Source organism: Mesorhizobium sp. M7D.F.Ca.US.005.01.1.1 (assembly GCF_003952545.1).
Taxonomy (GTDB): Bacteria; Pseudomonadota; Alphaproteobacteria; order Rhizobiales; family Rhizobiaceae; genus Mesorhizobium; species Mesorhizobium loti.
The window spans coordinates 5,622,146-5,640,026 of record NZ_CP034453.1 but is presented as its reverse complement, the minus strand read 5'-3'; the positions used below and the strand labels follow the sequence as shown (position 1 = coordinate 5,640,026).

The following is a 17,881-nucleotide window of genomic DNA, read 5'->3' as shown; positions in this document are numbered from 1 at the left end:
GCCGGAAAGGACTTTTGAAATGATCACTTTGCCGGATACGGCCAGCCCTCTCTACGAGAAGGTGAAGGACTACATCCTGGCGAACATCGGAACGGGCCGGTGGGGCAAGGATCGCAAGCTGCCGTCCGAAAATGAGTTGGTGGCGTCGCTCGGCGTGTCGCGGATGACGGTTCACCGGGCCCTCAGGGAGCTGACCTCGGCGGGGTTTCTGATCCGGCTGCAAGGTGTGGGAACCTTCATCGCGCCACCACGGCCGCAATCGACGCTGATCGAGATCAACAACATCGCAGCCGAGATTGTCGAGCGCGGCAACAGGCATCGCTCCGAAGTCCTCGTCCTCGAAACCATCATGCCGACAAAGGAGCTGGCGCTGTCGTTCGAGTTCGCAAAGCGTGTCTCGATCTATCATTCGGTCGTCGTCAATTTCGAGAATGATTTGCCGGTGCAGCTGGAAGAGCGCTTCGTCAACCCAAGCCTCATCCCCGATTATGACAAGCAGGATTTTTCGAAGACGGCGACCTATGACTACCTCATGCAGAAAACCCCGGTGACCGAGGTCGAGCATATCATTTCGGCGATCCCGGCCGATGCCGAGACGGCGCGACATCTGGGCATCGACGTCGGTGCCTGCTGCCTTTTCCTGCACCGTCGGACGTGGACGGGCGCGGTGGTGGCGACGATCAGCAAGCTGACTTATGCCGGCAGCCGCTACTCGCTCGGCAGCCGTTATTCCCCCTCCAAAAACAGCTGATGGCAATGGGCGAATGCAGCCGGAGAGGTTCTGCTGTCAATGTATATACATGTACTGATGAGAATGATTTCGCCCTCGGCGGACGAACTGGCTGGAAGGAGCAACAGATGACGCCGATACCGAGCCGCACGGCGCGGATCCGGGCGCTCGCGCAGCATGATGTTGCCGAAGCGCAAAGCGCGCTGGCGGCGCTGCTGGGCGACCTGTTCGCGATGCGCCCCCGCAATGTGCGCATCAATTTCGACAAATACAGCCTCAATTCCCTGAACGGCTTCTTCGAAGACGACGGCAAGGCCTACTTCTTCAAGTTCCATCAGGAGGAACGGGAAGAGGCGATGACGGGCGAGTACTACCGCGCCGAGATCCTGTCGCGCGCTGGCCTGCCGGTCGATCAGCCGGTGCACATGTCGGCTCAGCCCGGCGAGCAGATCCTTGTCTATCACCGCCGCACGGATCCGAGATTTTCGGATGTGCTGTTCGCGCTGGATGCCCGGGATGATTCCGAGAAACGGCGTGAAGCGGTTCTCGCCGAGCGCGACCTGTCGGCCAGGCTGCTCAAGGTCTATCTGGAGACGCTGCATCCCGTGACTGTCGAGGACGTAGCGGCGGAGCCGATCCACAGGCTGTTTCATGAGCGCCTGATCGATGCCGACACACGCTTGTCGCCAGGCGGCCGGCTGGCCGACTTCTATGTCGGCAAGCCGTTCGTCTTTCCTGGTGCTGAGCTGGATTGGGATCAATTTTCCCGGCTGAAATTCGTCATCAACGGCCAGCGCTATGCCAGCAGCGTCGGTGAGCTTTTCGATGCCGCGGCAGTGCGCTTGCGGTCGGACCGGCTTGCCGATGCCGGCGGCGTGGTCGCGCATGGCGACGCCCACAACGCCAATGTCTGGTACACGGCGAAGGCGGGGAGGGCGGAACTGTCCTTCTTCGATCCCGCCTTTGCCGGCTCGCATATCCCGACGCTGCTGGCGGAGGTGAAGGCGACGTTCCACAACATCTTCGCCCATCCGTTCTGGCTCTATGATCCGGCGGCCGCGACCGAGGCATTCCGCGCCCAGGCGCGGCTGGACGGAAACCTGCTCCATGTCGACACCGACTGGGACCTGAGCCCTGTCCGCCGCGATCTGCTGGAGGTCAAGGCGACAGCGCTGTGGCAGCCATTGCTGCTGGAGCTCAAACGGCGCGGCATGCTTCCGGTCGATTGGCGCGCGGTGCTGCGGGCGGGCCTTTTCTTGTCGCCGACGCTGGTCATGAACCTGCGCGCCGGCGCGCGCAGCCACACGCCGGTCTCCTCCCTCATTGCCTTTTCAGTCGCCGTCATGGTCGGTAGCGAGCCCGTTGCCGGGGCCGATCGGGTGACCGCTTTCCTCGACCGGATCGATCCGGAAAAGCGTGAAAATTGAGTCTTTCCAACTTGTATATGCATGTATGTATTTTAGCCTTGACATCCGCTCCCGCTGACGCTGAAATATCCTCGCACTTCACCATGAAGTGGCAGGTAAGACGCCGAGGCACAGTGCCGCAAGAGCAGAAACCCGCAGTCTCACCAGACCGGCTACCTGGGTTAGAAAAAGCGGTCTGATCATCAAGGGGAACAAAGATGATGCGTAACCTAACAGGACAATTTCGCGCGCTCGTGATGGCCGCCGCCATCGGGCTCGCCGCTGCCCCGGCAGCCCACGCGGCCGATGCGGCCATTCCCACCACGCCCGAGGCAGGATCGTTCAAGATCGGCATCGAGCCGTGGCTTGGCTATGGCCAATGGCATGTCGCAGAGGCCAAGGGCCTGTTCAAGACAAACGGGCTGAGCGACGTCCAGATCGTCAATTTCGCCGAGGACAAGGACATCAACGCAGCACTTGCAAGCGGCCAGCTCGACGCCGCCAACATCGCCACCCACACGGCGATGGGCATGGTGGCGGCCGGCCTGCCCGTGAAGATCGTGCTGCTGCTCGACGTCTCCATGACCGCCGACGCCATCATCGCCGGCAAGGACGTCACCTCCATCGCGGACCTCAAGGGCAAGCAGGTCGCCTTCGAGGAAGGCACGACGAGCGACATCCTGCTCAAATACGCACTCGCCAGGAACGGCATGTCGATCGACGACGTGAAGCCGGTTCCGATGCCGGCGTCCGACGCCGGCAGCGCCTTGATCGCCGGCCAGGTGCCGGTCGCGGTGACCTATGAACCCTACCTCACCGTCGCCATGGCGCAGAACAAGGATCTCAAGCTGCTGTTCACCGCCGGCGAGGATCCCGGCCTGATCAGCGACGTGCTGGTGGTGCGTGACGAGGTGATCAAGTCGCGACCCGGCCAGGTGCTGGCCATGATCAAGAGCTGGGACGCGGCGCTCAAGGATTACAATGCCGACACGCCCGGCGGCCGCGCCATCATCGCCAAGGCCGTCGGTTCGGACGTCAAGGACCTCAACACCGCCTTTGATGGCGTGCGCTACTATTCGCTCGCCGAAAACAAGACGGCGCTGACCGGCGACTTCACCACCAAGACCTTCGCCGATGTCGAAGCCGCCGCCAAGAACGCCAAGCTGCTGCAGGCCGACGTGACGCCGGAGCAGATGATCGACCCGTCCTTCGTCAAGGCGGCGGAATGACCAAGGCCGGATCGCGGTGGTGACGCAGATGCCCGGGGAGCGTCCCGCTCAAACGGATCCGGCTCGTCCTACATCGGAGCCGGTCACGAAACCGGCGAGGCGCCGCCGATCCTCCGGGATCGGCGTGCCCATCGCCAGGTCGCGCTTCCTGACCATCGCGGTGGCCGTCTTTGTCGGGCTCGGCCTTGCCTGGTGGGCGGCGACCGGACTGGGATTGGTAAAGGCGATCTTCCTGCCGTCGCCGGGCAGTGTCGCTATGCAGATCGCCAAGCTCGCGGCCGACGGCACGTTGTGGCTGGACCTCAAAGCCTCGATGTACCGCATTTCCATCGGCTTCCTCATCGCCTCGGCCCTGTCGATACCGATCGGCGTGCTGATTGGCAGTTTCCGCTCCTGGGAAGCGGCCATCGAGCCGCTGGTGGATTTCATCCGCTACATGCCGGTCGTCGCTTTCGTGCCGCTCTCCATCCTGTGGGCGGGCACCGGCGATTCGCAGAAGTTCCTGATCATCTTCATCGGCACCTTCTTCCAGCAGGTGCTGATGATCATGGACAATGTGAAACGGGTTCCCGCCGATTTCATCGGCCTTGGGCGCACGCTCGGCCTGCCGGACCGCAAGATCCTGACGCGCATCGTCGTGCCCAGTGCCTTGCCGGGCATCTGGGATACGCTGCGCATCAGCCTGGGCTGGGCATGGACCTGGCTGGTACTGGCCGAACTTGTCGCCGCGACATCGGGGCTGGGCTATCGCATCACCGTGTCGCAGCGCTATTTCCAGACCAACACCATCATCGGCTACATTCTGCTGCTTGGCCTGCTCGGCCTCATCACCGACCAGGTGATGAAGGCGTTGGAAAGGGTGCTGTTCAAGCAAGAGGGCCGCTCGCAATGAGGTCCAGCCGATGAGCCCCCCCAAATTGCGGATCGCGGGTCTGCACAAGAGTTTCGGCACCAGCGAGCGGCGCACGGAAGTGCTGCGCGACATCAACCTTGATCTTGCCGACAACGAGTTTGTCTCCCTGGTCGGCACGTCGGGCTGCGGCAAGAGCACGCTGCTGTCGATCGTGGCCGGGTTGCAGGACTTCGACGCCGGCGATCTCAGCATCGATGGCGCGCCGATCCTGCAGCCGGGTCTCGACCGTGGTGTCGTCTTCCAGTCCTACACGCTGCTTCCCTGGCTGACGGCGCGGCAGAACATCGAGTTTGCCCTCAAGGCCGCCGGTTACGATCGCTCGACCTGCCGCAGGATCGCGCTGGAGCATCTCGAACTCGTCAAGCTCTCCGGTAGCGCCGACCGCTATCCGGCCGAACTCTCGGGCGGCATGAAACAGCGCGTCGCCATTGCGCGTGCGCTTTCCTATCGCCCCAAGATGCTGTTGATGGACGAGCCCTTTGGCGCGCTCGATGCCTTGACCCGACACCAGATGCAGGAACTGCTGACGCAGATCTGGGAGGAACACAGGTTGACCGTCCTGTTTGTCACCCATGACGTGGAGGAGGCCGTCTATCTGTCGGACCGGATCGTCGTCATGGGCATCGGTCCGGGGCGCATCACGCAGACCTTCAACGTCGATATCGAGCGCCCGCGCCGCGAAGAGGTGATGGAAAGCCCTGCATTCATGGATCTGCAACGCGGCGTGCATAAGGCCATTCGCGAGGGCTCAAAACGCCCCGAAATGGCGTAGGCGCCCGCGGTCACTTGCCGGCTCTCGGGGCACCAATCACGTCGCCTTGCCGACTGCCGCTTCCAGTTCCATCTCGCCTTCCGAAATGTCGTCGAAGGAGGCGTAGTTCATGTTGTAGAGGCGGGCGTAGAGGCCTTTCCTTGCCATCAGCTGTTCGTGGTTGCCGCTTTCGACGATCTCGCCGTTCTGCAAGACGATGATGCGGTCGGCGCCGCGGATGGTGGCCAGACGATGGGCGATGACCAGCCCGGTACGGCCTTCCAGCAGGGTGATCAGCGCCTTCTGGATCAGCATCTCGGTGTAGGAATCGATGCTGGCCGTGGCTTCGTCGAGCACCAGGATCTTTGCATCGGCGACGAGTGCGCGCGCAAAACTGATCAGCTGGCGCTGGCCGAGCGAGAGATTGCCGCCGCGCTGCTCGAGTTCGGTGTCGTAGCCATCGGGCAGGTTCTCGATGAAATCGTGCGCGCCGACGGCAAGTGCTGCGCGCACCACCTCTTCGCGGCTGGCTGATGTCTTGTGATAGCGGATGTTTTCCAGCACCGAGCCGGAGAACAGGAACGGCTCCTGCAGCACCATCGCGACCTGGTCGCCGAGCGAATCCTGCGTGAGGTCGCGCACATCATGGCCGCCGACCAGGACCTCACCCGACCAGACGTCGTAGAAGCGGTGCACCAGCGCCATCGAGCTCGACTTGCCCGACCCGGTCGGGCCGACAAGGGCTACGGTCTCGCCCGGATTGACGCGAAAGGAGATGTTCTTCAGCACCGGCTGGTTCGGCCTATAGCCGAAGGTGACGTTCCTGAACTCGACCGAGCCGTCCATGTCGCGCGACAGCGCCACCGCACCTTGCCTGTCGCTGACGTCGACCGGCACGTCGAGCACTTCGGAGATGCGCTGGCCCGAAGCCATGGCACGCTGCATGACGCTGTATTGCATGGTCAGCGAGCGGATCGGGTCGAAGAAGCGCTGGATATAGAACAGGAACGCCACCATGACGCCGATGTCGAGGCTGTGCGAGAGCACCATCGAACCGCCGACGACAATGACGGTGGCCATGGCGATGCCGGTCAGCGTGTCGACGATCGGCACCATCACCTGCGCGTATTTCGCCGAGGTCAGATGGGCATTGAGATTGGCCAGCACCTTCTCGTCGTAAAGGTCGAAATTGACGTGCTGGCGCTCCAGGCTCTGCACCGTGCGCACGCCATGAATGCCTTCGGCCAGCGCGCCGTTGGCGATCGAATTGGTCTCGTGCGCGGCCATGAAGGCGACCTTGGCGCGCGGCAGCCAGAACAGGCGCACGATGAACAGCACCGGCATGGTCGACAGCGTCAGCAGGCCGAGCCGGAAATCGAGCCACAAAAGCACGCTGACGATACCGAACAACAGCACGATGTCGCCCACCGACATGACAGATGTCTCGAGGAATTCCTGCATTGAATTGACGTCGCCCTGCAGGCGCGACATCAGCCGGCCGACCTCGGTCTTGTCCATGAAGCTCAGCGAGACCCGTTGCAGGTGGCTGAACATGGCGCGGCGCAGGTCGGACAGCACATTCTCGGCCACCTTGCCGACGACGCTTTCCTGCACATAGCTGGCGGCGTAGTTGATGAGGATGATCACCGTGAAAGTGATGATCGCGGCGATCATCACCGACTGGTCGAGCCTGCCCGCCGTCATGCCGTGGTCGATGGCGTAGCGGATGACCAGCGGGATCGCCAATTGCGTCAGCGTGAACACCAGAACCGCGGCGACCGAGATGAAGATCCGGCTCTGATACGGCTTCACGAAGCTCCAGATGCGCCTGACGATGCGCGGGTCGTAGGCCTTGCCGAAGACCTCTTCCTCGTCACGATGCGAGCCGACCACGGCTTTTGTTGGCCGGCCGCTGGTGTCTTCCTTGTCGTCGTCGCTTTGTGTCGACATCACGCGGCTCTATCTCTTTAGTTTTGACGCAATTCCCAAGGGAAAGCGCTACGCGCTTTTCCCGGGAAAACCGGTTTCCACTTTTCCTGGAATTGCTCCCGCCACGACAGGCCGGTCATCGTCCGGCCGCAGCTGCAAATCGTAGAGCGCGCGATAGCGGCCACTGAGCGCCAGCAGTTCCTCATGCGTGCCGCGCTCGACGATCCGGCCGCCTTCGACGAACAGGATCTGGTCGGCATGCATCAGCGAACTCAGCCGGTGCGAGATGATCAGCGTGACGCGATCCTTGGCGAAGCGCTTCATGGCCGCCCGGATGCGCTGCTCGGTGCCGGCGTCGATGGCCGCGGTCGAATCGTCGAAGACCAGCACCGATGGCCGTAGCATCAGGCTGCGAGCGATGGTCAGGCGCTGCCGCTGGCCGCCGGAAAGCGAGGCGCCGCGTTCGCCGACGACCGTGGTATAGCCCGCCGGGAGCCCGATGATGTAGTTGTGCAGCTGGGCGTACTCGGCGGCCTGTCCGATGCGGGTCTCGCGCGCCCAGGGATTGCCGTAGGCGATGTTGTTCTCGATCGAGGTGGTGAACAGGAACGCGTCCTGCTGCACGACGCCGACGGCCTTGCGCAGCGATTGCAGCGTCACCTCACGGATGTCCTGGCCGTCAATGGTGATCTTGCCCGAGGTGACGTCGTAGAAGCGCGGGATCAGGTGCGCGATGGTCGACTTGCCGCTGCCCGGCGGGCCGACAAGGCCGATGGTCTCGCCGGACCTCGCCTCGAAGGAGATGCCGGACAGCGTCGGGCGGTCGCCCGCGCCCTCATAGCGGAAGCCGACATTGTCGAAGCGCAGCACGCCGTCGGTGACGACGAGGTCCTTGGCACCGGGCGCGTCCTCGATGTCTAGCTCGGCATCGAGCAGTTCGAACAGGCGGGTGCCGCAGGTCGAGGCGCGCGCGAAGGAATTGACCATCAGGCCGAGCTGGCGCACCGGCATCTGCAGGATGGTCATGAAGGTGAGGAACTGGGCCAGCGTGCCGACGCTGATCTGGCCTGCGATCACCTTCTGGCCGCCGAACCAGAGCACCAGGCCCATGGCGGCCAGGAACGAGAAGTTCATGGCGCTGGTGTTCGAGACGCGGATGTCGACGCGCTGATTGGCAAGCTCCAGCGCCGACAGCTTGGCGCGGTCGAATTTTTCCAGCTCATGCCGCTGTGCCGCGAAGGCCCGCACGACGCGGATGCCGCCGAGATTCTCATCCATCACCCGGCTCAGCACCGAGAGGCGCTCCTGCAAAGTCAGCCAGGTGCTGCGCAACGCCAGCTGGGTGACCGAGGACCGCCAGGCGACGAACGGCACAAAACTCAGGCTGAGCAGCCCGAGCACGAGATCGGTGCTGATCAGGAGATAGGCGCCGACGCCGATCAGCACGCCGAGCAGCACGACGCGCAGGATGCCGGTGGAAAAGAACATGCGCACGCCGTCGAGATCGAGCAGGCCGAGCGTGATGAGATCGCCGGTATGGACCCTGTCGTGGTAGGCGAAGCTCAGGCGCTGGATCTTCTCATAGAAAGCCAGGCGCAGTTCATAGCCGGTGCGGTGGCCGACGGCCTCGCCATAGTAGTTCTGCGCCATGGTGAAGAGGCCGCGCAGGATGCTGACGACGAGCAGCGTCAGCGCCGTGTTCCACAGCGCCTGTTCCGCGGCAGCACCGGCGCCCGCGGCCATCACGCCCTGCGCCTGGTCGATGGCGCGTCCCAGCAGGCGCGGGATGAAAAGCTGCAGCGTCGCCGCGATGAAGGTCGAGACGATGGTGATGGCGACCTGCCAGGGATGGCGCAGCGTCATGCGCACGATGCGGAGCAAGGTGCTGAGGCCCTTGCCCCAGGAGGCTTCCGCCACATGGGCAAACGATTTGCCGCGCTCCGGCGCGCCGCCGATTGCTTGCGTGTTCAAGGAAAATATCCAAGCCAATCCGGACGTTAGCCCAGACTAATAAAGCAGACTCAATTCAGATGGCGCAATGTTACGCGTGTCCGAGTTGGCCGTTCAAGAGCCAATTCCGACATCGCACTGCCTGAACGGAAACGTGCCGCTCTGCGGACCTTCGGACTGCTGTCGAGCCGTTCAAAAACCCTGGCCGTGCCGCCAGCAGGCAATCTGGTGGCCGGCTGCGACCTCTCTGGCTGATGGTTTCGCCTTTCGGCAGTCGGGCAGGACTAGGGGGCAGCGGTCGGCGAAGGAGCATCCCGTATTCGGGATGCCAACGGCCTCGATCTCGATGGGAGCGGATGTCTTTGGCTCGACCTCATTGGAGGACGCGGCCAGAAGCAGCTCGGTATAGGGGTGATTGGGGCCTTGGAAAATCTGGTCGGAGGAACCGGTTTCGACGAGGTGGCCGCGATAGAGCACGCCGATCCTGTCGGCCATGTAGCGCACGACCCTGAGGTCGTGGCTGATGAACAGATAGGTCGTGTCCTTGTCGCGCTGCAGGTCGTTGAGCAGGTTGAGGACGGTCGCCTGGACGGAGACGTCGAGGGCGGAGGTGGGTTCGTCGAGCACGACGACCTTCGGCACGCCGGCGAAGGCGCGCGCTATGGCCGCCCGTTGCCGCTGGCCGCCGGACAGCGATCGCGATTTCTGTTCGGCCGTGATGCCGGCGAGGCGAACCGAGGCCAGCAGGTCGCTGACGCGCGCTCTCACCTCGCTCCGGCGCAGGCCGGCGAGCCGGCGCAGCGGGCGGCCGAGGATTCTGCCGATCCGCTGGCGCGGATTGAGCGTGCGGTCCGGCGACTGGAAGACCATCTGCACGTCGCGCCGTTCGGCAAGGTTCCTCTTCTCGACGCGCGGCGCGACTGTCCTGCCGAACAGCTCGACCGATCCGGCATCAGGCGTCTGCAGGCCGGTGACGATCCGTGCCAGGGTCGACTTGCCGGAACCGGACTCGCCGATCAGCCCGAAGGTTTCGCCCTGGCAGATGTCGAGATCGACGTGGTGCAGCACTGGCTGGCTGCCGAAGGCATGGCTGACGTCCTTGCAGGCGATCGCGATCCGGCGCTCTTGGGGCGCGCCGGCGTCTTCATCCTGGACAGCCGGGTGCGGTGGCAGGTCGGGTCTATCGGTCTCCGCCAGCCTTCCATCCCGCTTGGTGTAGTTGATGGCCGGGATCGAGGCGATGAGCGCCTTTGTGTAGGCATGAGAAGGATTGTCGAAGACATCGCCGGCGGCGCCGCTTTCGACCACCGTGCCCGACTGCATCACCGCCACCCGGTCGCAGGAGCGGCGGATCATGTGGATGTCGTGGCTGATCAAAAGGATGCTGGTTTTGTGATCCTTGCGGAGGTCATGCAGGATGGCGATGATCTCGGACTGGACGCTGGCGTCGAGCGCCGTCGTCGGCTCGTCCAGCACCAGCAGCGACGGGTCGAGCGCAATCGCAATGGCAATGTTGGCGCGCTGCTGCATGCCGCCGGAGAGTTCGTGCGGATAGAGCCCCAGCACACGCTCCGGATGGCTGACCCGGACACGGCCGAGCAGTTCGGCGGCACGCTCGCGCGCCTCGTCGAGGCGCACCGGGCGGTGGCGCATGATCGTCTCGGTGATCTGGCGGCCGATCGTCATGCTTGGATTGAGCGCCGCGCCCGGGTGCTGGTAGACGGCGGCGATGTGATTTCCCCTGAGCTGGCGCAGCTGCTCGGCGGAAAGGTCGCGGATTTCCCGGCCCTGGAATTCCAGCGCTGACGCCGCGATGTGGGCGTTCTTCGGCAGATATCGCAATATGGCGAGCGCCACCGAGCTTTTGCCCGATCCGGACTCGCCGACCAGGCCGAGCGCTTCGCCTTCGCCGATGTGCAGCGACACGCCGCTGACGGCGGGATGTGATCCCTTGCGCCCGTCATAGGCGATGGACAGCTGGTCTACGTTCAGAACCGAGGAGGACATGGGGACTTGAAACCACTTTCTTCGAGGGCTGCGATCGAGGGCAATCGCTTCCGCTTTCGCAATGCATTATCTCTATAAAATTACTCGGATTAAGCCCGAGCGCAATCTACCTTTCTCGCATCAGCAGAGATTGTCGCCGCTTGCCGAGGCAGCGCGATGGTCTCCGGAGCAGATCTGGAAGGAGGCCTTCATGGCTCGAGACCACATGATCCTCAGCGCTTTTTTCTTCAACCCGCAGGGCGATCATCGGATGTCGTGGCGGCATCCGCGGGCACCGGGCCGGGAAGTGCTGGACTTCGAATTCTATCGCGATCTCGTGCAGGCGGCCGAGCGCGCCAGGATCGACACGATCTTCGTCGCCGACCACGTTTCGATCTGGGATTCGGTCAAGAGCGGCGTCGCCCACTACGCCAATGCCCGCCTCGAACCGCTGACGCTGTTGTCGGCGCTGGCCGGTGTGACCAAGCATATCGGCCTGATCACCACGGCGTCGAGCTCCTACAGCGAGCCCTACAATGTGGCGCGCATGTTTGCCTCGCTCGACCACATCAGCAAGGGCAGGGCGTCGTGGAACGTCGTCACCTCGGCCATGGACGAGGAAGCGCGCAATTTCGGCCGCGACGGCAATATCGAACATGCATTCCGCTACGAGCGCGCGGCCGAATTCCTCGATATCGTCAAGGCGCTGTGGGACAGCTGGGAAGACGAGGCGCTGCTGATCGACAAGGCGTCAGGCTATTTCGCCGACCCCGACAAGGTCCATCCCATCGATCACAAGGGCAAGCATTTCAAGGTGCGCGGCCCACTCAACGTTTCGCGGCCGCCGCAAGGCCATCCGCTGATCGTCCAGGCCGGATCGTCCGAGGACGGCAAGAACTTCGCCACCGCCCAGGCCGATGCGCACTTCGCCATTTACAGCACCAAGGAGGATGGCATCAAATATCGTCAGGATATCAACGAGCGCCTCGCCCGCCATGGCAGGCGGCCGGAGAGTTTCAAGATCCTGCCCGGCATCCTGCCGATCGTCGCGGCTTCAGAGGCGGAAGGCCGGGAAAAGCAGGAGTATCTGCAGACCTTGCTGCCCGATCAGGTCGGCATCGACCTTCTGTCCAGCTGGAGCGGGCTGGACCTGTCGGTGTTCCCGCCGGACGGGCCGCTGCCGCCGCTGCCGGACGAAAGCACCTTCAATGGCGGGCGCACCTCGCTCAACCGCGTCAAGCAGTGGGCGAAGCAGAATCTCAGCCTGCGCGAGATCGCCCGCAAGCTCGCCAACAGCGGTTCGGTGCCGACCGTCGCCGGCACGCCGGTACAGATCGCCGACCAGTTGCAGGACTGGTTCGTGTCGGGTGCCGCCGACGGCTTCAACTTGATGTTCCCGCTGCTGCCCGAGGATTGGGTGAACTTCGCCGAACAGGTGGTGCCGGAGCTGCAGCGCCGCGGCGTATTCCCGACCGAATACGCGCCGGGAACGTTGCGCGACCGCTTCGGCCTGGCGCGGCCCGCCAACCGCTTCGCCGAACAGCGCGACAATGCGCGCGCCGTGTCCTGACCGGGAGAACGACCATGACCGTCGCACCAAGATTGCAGCCGCGCGAAGCAACCGCGCCGCGGCTCGTCAATGTCCTGCACAGCCCCAAGCGCGTGCGCGTCAAATTCGGCGGCCGCACCATCGCCGACAGCCGCAATGTGCTGGTGCTGCGCTCCAACCATTTTCTGCCGATCTATTTCTTCCCGCCGTCGGCGGTCGATCCATCGGTGCTGAAACCCTCGCTGCATCGCGAACCGCACCCGGTCGGTGGCGAGACCGCCTATTGGGACATCGACAGCGGCGACAGACGGAGCGCCAACGCCGCCTGGTCGTTCGTCTCGCCGCCGGATGAAAACCTGTCGCCGCTGGCCGGGCGCATCGCCTTCACCTGGAAGGCCGTCGACCAATGGTTCGAGGAGGAAGAGGAAGTCTTTGTCCATGCCCGCGATCCCTATGCACGCATCGATGTGCTGCAAAGCTCGAGCCACGTGCAAATCTGGTTCGACGGCGAGCCGATCGCCGATAGCCATCGTCCGGTGCTGCTGTTCGAGACGCATCTGCCGACGCGTTTCTATCTGCCGGCGGAAGACATCCGGCTGGAGCGGCTGACGGCGTCCGTCACAACGACGCGATGTCCCTACAAGGGCATCGCCTCCTACTGGTCCGGCCTGCTGAGCGACGGAACGGTGCGCCCGGACATCGCCTGGAGCTACCGGGATCCCATAGAGGAAATGCCGAAGATCAAGGGCCTCATCGCCTTCTATCCGCAGGCCGTCGACCGCATCCATCTCGACGGCGAACCCGTCGCATAGCTTTTCAATCTTCATTTCAAAGCAGGGGTTTAACATGACCAAACGCAGAGATATCGACGCACTTCGCAACCTGTCGGGAGACATCTGGAATGTCGCCGTCGACGAATATCAGGGTGGCTTTCTCAAACGCCGCGATCTCCTGAAATATGCGGGACTGCTCGGCCTGACCGGGTTTGCCGTCTCGCACGGGCTGGGAGCCGCCCGCGCCGCGGGCGCCACAGGCGGCACGGTTCGTGTCGGGCTTGGCCAGCCGACCAAGGCGATCGATCCGGTTTCGGTGACCGATCCGGCCAGCATCGGGGTGATCAGCCAGGTCGGCGAGTATCTGATCCTCGACGACCCGAAGGACGGGCTGCAGCCGAAGCTCGCTTTGTCCTGGGAGGCCGACGAGACGGCCAGCCGCTGGACCTTCAAATTGCGGCAAGGGGTGAAATTCCACGATGGCCGCGCGGTCACCGCTAGGGATGTGGTGGCGAGCTTCGAGCGGCTGGTCGATCCGGCCAGCGGCTCGTCGGCCCTGTCGGCCTACAAGGGCATCCTGTCCAAGGGCGGCGCCAAGCTGGTCGACGACGAAACCGTCGCCTTCGATCTCGATGGTCCGAACAGCAACTTCCCCTTCTATGTCTCCTCCGACGTCTACAATGCCGTCATCCTACCGGCCGACTATGCCGGTGATTTCGAGAAGACTTTCAACGGCACCGGCCCGTTCAAGCTCGAATCCTTCCGCCCCAAGCAAGGCGCCAGCTTCGTGCGCAATGAGGATTACTGGGGCGACAAGGCGCTGCCCGACCGGGTCGAAATCAAGTTCTTCGACGACGAGCAGGCCCAGGTGCTGGCGCTGCAAGCCGGCCAGCTCGACGTCATCCCGAGCACGACGCGCCTGGAACTGGCTATTGAGGGCAATCCCAATTTCAAGCTGCTGAGCGTGCAGGCAAGCTCGCATGACCAGGTGCATCTGCGCACCGACCAGGCGCCGTTCACCGACAAGCGCATCCGCCGTGCGCTGGCGCTCACCATCGACCGCGAGGCGGTGGTCAAAGGTCTGCTGAAGGGCCGCGCCATCGTCGGCAACGACACCCCGTTCGCGCCGATCTTCCCCTCGGCCGATCCGTCGGTGCCACAGCGCAAGCAGGACATTGCCGAGGCCAAGCGGCTGCTTGGCGAGGCGGGTGTGCCGAACGGCTTCGAGGTGACGCTGACCACCGAACGCGCCTATGACATTCCCGACTACGCGGTGATCATCCAGAACTTCGCCAAGAAGGCCGGCATCGACGTCAAGCTCAATGTCTTGCCACAGGATGCCTATTACGGCTCGGCGACCTTCGGCAGTTCGCCATGGCTGGATTCGGTGCTCGGCATCACCGACTACGGCCATCGCGGCACGCCCGACATCTTCCTCAACGCCACGCTGAAGAGTTCGGGAGCCTGGAACGCGGCGCATTTCAACAACCCGGCCTATGATGCGCTGCTGCTCGACTACTCGAAGGCGCGTGATCTGCAGGCACAGCGCCTCGTTGCCGGCAAGATCCAGACCTTGCTGCTCGACGAGACGCCGGCGATCATCAGCTACTTCTCGCAATACAGCCGGATCGTCAGCTCGAAGGTCGAGGGCGTGCGCTTCACCGCGATTTCGCATCTGCTGCTCGACCGTGTTTCCTTCGTCCAGGCATGATCGCGATATGCTGACCGGTCGCATTCTGTCAGCGCGTGTGGGCACACTTGTCCTCACGCTGTGGCTGGTCAGCATCCTGGTGTTCTTCGCCGGGCAGGTTCTGCCCGGCGATGTCGGCCGTGTGATGCTCGGGCCTTTTGCCGACGCGCAAGCGGTGGCGGAACTGAACAAGCGGCTCGGCGCGGACCAGCCGGTTCTCCTCCAGTACTGGCTCTGGTTCAGCAAAGCCGTGACCGGCGACTTCGGCACCTCGCTGTCGATGCGCGGGCCGGTGGCGCCGTTCGTGCTCGAAAGCCTCAAACGCTCCGCGGCGCTTGCCGGCATTATCCTGCTCTTTCTCGTTCCGCTGGGGGTCGGCGCCGGCGTCATCGCCGGTCTCAATGCGGGTCGCCTCATCGACCGGCTGATCGTGATGGCGGGCGTTTCCTTCGGCATCGTCCCGGACTTTGTCTCCGGCCTGATGCTGCTCATCGTGTTCGGCCTGTGGCTGAACTGGTTCCCGATCTCCGGCGTCGCGCCCGATGGCGCCGGCTTCTGGACGAACGGCTATTATCTGATCCTGCCGGCCTTGCCGCTGGTGCTGAACCTTGCCGGCTACATCGCCCGGATGACACGGGCGGGCGTGATCGAGGCGATGGCCGCCGATTACACGCGCACTGCCGTCCTGAAAGGGCTCGAGCGGCGCGAGATCATCCTTCGGCACGTGCTGCGCAATGCGCTGACGCCGACCATCGCGGTGCTGGCGACGCAGACCGGCTACATGCTTGGCGGGCTGGTGGTGATCGAAGCGCTGTTCGGCATCCAAGGGCTTGGCAATCTGGTCCTGAACGCGGCCAAGGCCCGCGACTTCCCGATGCTCGAGGCGGGCGTGCTGGTGATGGCGGCGATCTTCGTGCTGTCGGCAGCGGCGGGCGACCTCGTGCTGGCCCTGCTCGATCCGCGGCAACGTTGCCGGATCTCGCCATGACGGATCTGGCGGAATTTCCCGCGCCGCGGCGCGCCGTGGCCGGCTTTCCGGCAGTGCGCAGGATCCGCAGTGCTTTCTCCGGATTGGCCCCGTCGATTGTGATCGGATCGCTGCTGCTGCTGTTCTGGGTCGCCTGTGCGCTGTTCGGCAATCTCTTCGTTCCCTACGATCCCTATGCCGAGGATTTCCTCGCCATGCTGACGCCGCCCGACGCCGCGCACTGGTTCGGGACCGATCAGCTCGGCCGCGACGTGCTGTCGCGCATCGTCGTCGGATCGCGCGATATCCTGCTGGTTGCGCCGCTGGCCACATTGGCCGGCGTTACCGCCGGCAGCATCATCGGCCTTGTGCTCGGCTATTTCGACGGCCTGGTCGATGCCATCGGCGCGCGGCTGCTCGACACGCTGATGGCGTTTCCGTTCATCGTTCTCGTCACCATGACGCTGGTGGCGATCGGACCGTCGAACCTCACCGTCATCCTGGTGATCGGCATCGCCTACGCGCCGCTGGTGGCGCGCACCGTTCGCGCCGCCGTGCGCGAGCAGAAGGAGCGCGACTATGTCAGCGCCGCGCGGCTCGGCGGCGAAGGCGCTCTCGCCATCATGTTCCTGGAGATCCTGCCCAACATCCGGGAAACGATCCTGATCGAGCTGGTCACAAGGCTGGGCTACGCGTTCTTTTCGATCGCGACGCTGAGCTTTCTGGGCCTCGGCATCCAGCCGCCATCGGCCGATTGGGGGCTGGCCGTCGCCGACGGCTATGGCTTCCTGACCGGCGGCAAATGGTGGGTCGTCGTCTTCAATTCCGCGGCAATCGTCTCGCTGGTCATGGCAACGAACCTTATCGCGCAAGGCATCGGCGCCTTCGAGAATAGCGATGCATGAGCCTTGATCGGGCGCGCCGAAAAATCTCTTTTGCATTGAAGCCTGGCGCGCATCCTTATATCGCATGGCTATGAAGAAAATTGGTTTCCTGTCATTCGGGCACTGGACGCCCTCGTCGCAATCGCAAGTGCGCTCGGCTTCGGATGCGCTTTTGCAATCCATCGATCTCGCCGTCGCCGCTGAGCAGTTGGGCGCGGATGGCGCCTATTTCCGCGTGCATCATTTCGCCCGCCAGCTCGCTTCGCCGTTCCCGCTGCTGGCGGCCGTCGGCGCCAAGACCAGCCGCATCGAGATCGGCACGGCGGTCATCGACATGCGCTACGAGAATCCGCTCTACATGGCCGAGGACGCGGGTGCTGCCGACATCATCGCCGGCGGCCGCCTGCAGCTTGGCATCAGCCGTGGCTCGCCCGAGCAGGTGATCGATGGCTGGCGCCATTTCGGCTACGTGCCGCCGGAAGGCCAGAGCGACGCCGACATGGCGCGGCATCACGCCGAGGTCTTCCTCGAGACGCTGCGCGGCGAGGGGTTCGCCCAGCCCAATCCGCGCCCAATGTTCCCCAATCCGCCCGGCCTGCTGCGCCTCGAGCCGCATTCGGAGGGTTTGCGCGAGCGGATCTGGTGGGGAGCGGCCACCAATGCCACGTCGGAATGGGCGGCGAAGCTTGGCATGAACCTGCAAAGCTCGACGCTCAAATTCGACGAGAGCGGCAAGCCGTTCCACATCCAGCAGGCCGAGCAGATCCGCATCTATCGCGAGGCCTGGAAGGCGGCCGGCCACAGCCGCGAGCCGCGCGTCTCGGTCAGCCGCAGCATCTTTGCGCTGGTCGACGATCGCGACCGCGCCTATTTCGGGCGCGGCAATGAGAGCCGCGACCAGATCGGCTTCATCGAGGAGAACACCAAGGCGATCTTCGGGCGCAGCTACGCGGCCGAGCCGGATGTGCTGATCAAGGAATTGGCGCAGGATGAGGCGATCGCCGAAGCCGACACGCTGCTGCTCACCGTTCCGAACCAGCTCGGCGTCGACTACAATGCGCATGTCATCGAGGCGATCCTGACCCATGTCGCGCCGGCGCTGGGCTGGCGCTGACGCCGGATCG

14 protein-coding genes are annotated in these 17,881 nt (G+C 63.8%); 11 read left to right on the top strand and 3 right to left on the bottom strand.

From position 1 onward, the window contains the following. Positions 1–19: 19 nt before the first annotated feature. The 5 genes from hutC to EJ076_RS27440 all read left to right on the top strand — a co-directional run bounded on the left by hutC (position 20) and on the right by EJ076_RS27440 (position 5,050). Entirely contained in the window at positions 20–751 is a 732-nt protein-coding gene (hutC, locus tag EJ076_RS27460; RefSeq protein ID WP_126069965.1) for a histidine utilization repressor, read from the top strand. A gap of 107 nt (positions 752–858) precedes the next feature. Further along, complete coding sequence (locus tag EJ076_RS27455; RefSeq protein WP_126069964.1) at positions 859–2,157, top strand: hypothetical protein; 1,299 nt, start codon at positions 859–861, stop codon at positions 2,155–2,157. A 200-nt stretch (positions 2,158–2,357) separates the two neighbouring features. Beyond that, positions 2,358–3,365, top strand: a complete 1,008-nt coding sequence (locus tag EJ076_RS27450; RefSeq protein ID WP_126071157.1) for an ABC transporter substrate-binding protein — start codon at positions 2,358–2,360, stop codon at positions 3,363–3,365. A gap of 124 nt (positions 3,366–3,489) precedes the next feature. Further along, positions 3,490–4,257: an ABC transporter permease gene (locus EJ076_RS27445; RefSeq protein WP_164548748.1), complete on the top strand. Its 768-nt coding sequence runs from the start codon at positions 3,490–3,492 to the stop codon at positions 4,255–4,257. A gap of 10 nt (positions 4,258–4,267) precedes the next feature. Beyond that, the gene (locus tag EJ076_RS27440; protein WP_126069963.1) at positions 4,268–5,050 is read left to right on the top strand and encodes an ABC transporter ATP-binding protein; all 783 of its coding nucleotides are present in this window, start codon (positions 4,268–4,270) and stop codon (positions 5,048–5,050) included. Positions 5,051–5,086: 36 nt separating this feature from the next. Here the strand turns inward: EJ076_RS27440 and EJ076_RS27435 are convergent, their stop codons facing one another. The 3 genes from EJ076_RS27435 to EJ076_RS27425 all read right to left on the bottom strand — a co-directional run bounded on the left by EJ076_RS27435 (position 5,087) and on the right by EJ076_RS27425 (position 10,915). After that, positions 5,087–6,979 carry an ABC transporter ATP-binding protein gene (locus tag EJ076_RS27435; RefSeq protein ID WP_126069962.1) on the bottom strand — a complete coding sequence of 631 codons (1,893 nt, stop codon included), beginning with the start codon at positions 6,977–6,979 and terminating at the stop codon, positions 5,087–5,089. Between the two features lie 48 nt (positions 6,980–7,027). Next, a complete protein-coding gene (locus EJ076_RS27430) occupies positions 7,028–8,929 on the bottom strand; it encodes an ABC transporter ATP-binding protein (protein ID WP_109660248.1) in 1,902 nt (633 codons plus the stop codon). A gap of 171 nt (positions 8,930–9,100) precedes the next feature. Then, positions 9,101–10,915 carry an ABC transporter ATP-binding protein gene (locus tag EJ076_RS27425; RefSeq protein WP_126069961.1) on the bottom strand — a complete coding sequence of 605 codons (1,815 nt, stop codon included), beginning with the start codon at positions 10,913–10,915 and terminating at the stop codon, positions 9,101–9,103. A gap of 190 nt (positions 10,916–11,105) precedes the next feature. Here EJ076_RS27425 and EJ076_RS27420 point away from each other — a divergent pair, with 190 nt between their 5' ends. The 6 genes from EJ076_RS27420 to EJ076_RS27395 all read left to right on the top strand — a co-directional run bounded on the left by EJ076_RS27420 (position 11,106) and on the right by EJ076_RS27395 (position 17,871). Then, on the top strand, positions 11,106–12,464 hold the full coding sequence (locus EJ076_RS27420; RefSeq protein WP_126069960.1) for an LLM class flavin-dependent oxidoreductase: 1,359 nt from the start codon (positions 11,106–11,108) through the stop codon (positions 12,462–12,464). Between the two features lie 14 nt (positions 12,465–12,478). Next, a complete protein-coding gene (locus tag EJ076_RS27415; RefSeq protein ID WP_126069959.1) occupies positions 12,479–13,255 on the top strand; it encodes a DUF427 domain-containing protein in 777 nt (258 codons plus the stop codon). 34 nt (positions 13,256–13,289) lie between these two features. Further along, positions 13,290–14,927 carry an ABC transporter substrate-binding protein gene (locus EJ076_RS27410; protein WP_126069958.1) on the top strand — a complete coding sequence of 546 codons (1,638 nt, stop codon included), beginning with the start codon at positions 13,290–13,292 and terminating at the stop codon, positions 14,925–14,927. A 7-nt stretch (positions 14,928–14,934) separates the two neighbouring features. After that, positions 14,935–15,894, top strand: a complete 960-nt coding sequence (locus EJ076_RS27405; RefSeq protein WP_126069957.1) for an ABC transporter permease — start codon at positions 14,935–14,937, stop codon at positions 15,892–15,894. Then, positions 15,891–16,778, top strand: a complete 888-nt coding sequence (locus EJ076_RS27400; RefSeq protein WP_126069956.1) for an ABC transporter permease — start codon at positions 15,891–15,893, stop codon at positions 16,776–16,778. The genes EJ076_RS27405 and EJ076_RS27400 overlap by 4 nt, the downstream gene beginning before the upstream one ends. A 70-nt stretch (positions 16,779–16,848) precedes the next feature. After that, a complete protein-coding gene (locus tag EJ076_RS27395; RefSeq protein WP_164548896.1) occupies positions 16,849–17,871 on the top strand; it encodes an LLM class flavin-dependent oxidoreductase in 1,023 nt (340 codons plus the stop codon). The last annotated feature ends 10 nt before the right edge of the window (positions 17,872–17,881 follow it).

Excerpts from the sequence above, each read along its gene's own strand:
- hutC (WP_126069965.1), top strand. The coding sequence starts at position 20 with ATGATCACTTTGCCGGATACGGCCAGCCCTCTCTACGAGAAGGTGAAG.
- EJ076_RS27455 (WP_126069964.1), top strand. The coding sequence starts at position 859 with ATGACGCCGATACCGAGCCGCACGGCGCGGATCCGGGCGCTCGCGCAG.
- EJ076_RS27450 (WP_126071157.1), top strand. The coding sequence starts at position 2,358 with ATGCGTAACCTAACAGGACAATTTCGCGCGCTCGTGATGGCCGCCGCC.
- EJ076_RS27440 (WP_126069963.1), top strand. The coding sequence starts at position 4,268 with ATGAGCCCCCCCAAATTGCGGATCGCGGGTCTGCACAAGAGTTTCGGC.
- EJ076_RS27435 (WP_126069962.1), bottom strand. The coding sequence starts at position 6,979 with ATGTCGACACAAAGCGACGACGACAAGGAAGACACCAGCGGCCGGCCA.
- EJ076_RS27425 (WP_126069961.1), bottom strand. The coding sequence starts at position 10,915 with ATGTCCTCCTCGGTTCTGAACGTAGACCAGCTGTCCATCGCCTATGAC.
- EJ076_RS27420 (WP_126069960.1), top strand. The coding sequence starts at position 11,106 with ATGGCTCGAGACCACATGATCCTCAGCGCTTTTTTCTTCAACCCGCAG.
- EJ076_RS27415 (WP_126069959.1), top strand. The coding sequence starts at position 12,479 with ATGACCGTCGCACCAAGATTGCAGCCGCGCGAAGCAACCGCGCCGCGG.
- EJ076_RS27410 (WP_126069958.1), top strand. The coding sequence starts at position 13,290 with ATGACCAAACGCAGAGATATCGACGCACTTCGCAACCTGTCGGGAGAC.
- EJ076_RS27405 (WP_126069957.1), top strand. The coding sequence starts at position 14,935 with ATGCTGACCGGTCGCATTCTGTCAGCGCGTGTGGGCACACTTGTCCTC.
- EJ076_RS27400 (WP_126069956.1), top strand. The coding sequence starts at position 15,891 with ATGACGGATCTGGCGGAATTTCCCGCGCCGCGGCGCGCCGTGGCCGGC.
- EJ076_RS27395 (WP_164548896.1), top strand. The coding sequence starts at position 16,849 with ATGAAGAAAATTGGTTTCCTGTCATTCGGGCACTGGACGCCCTCGTCG.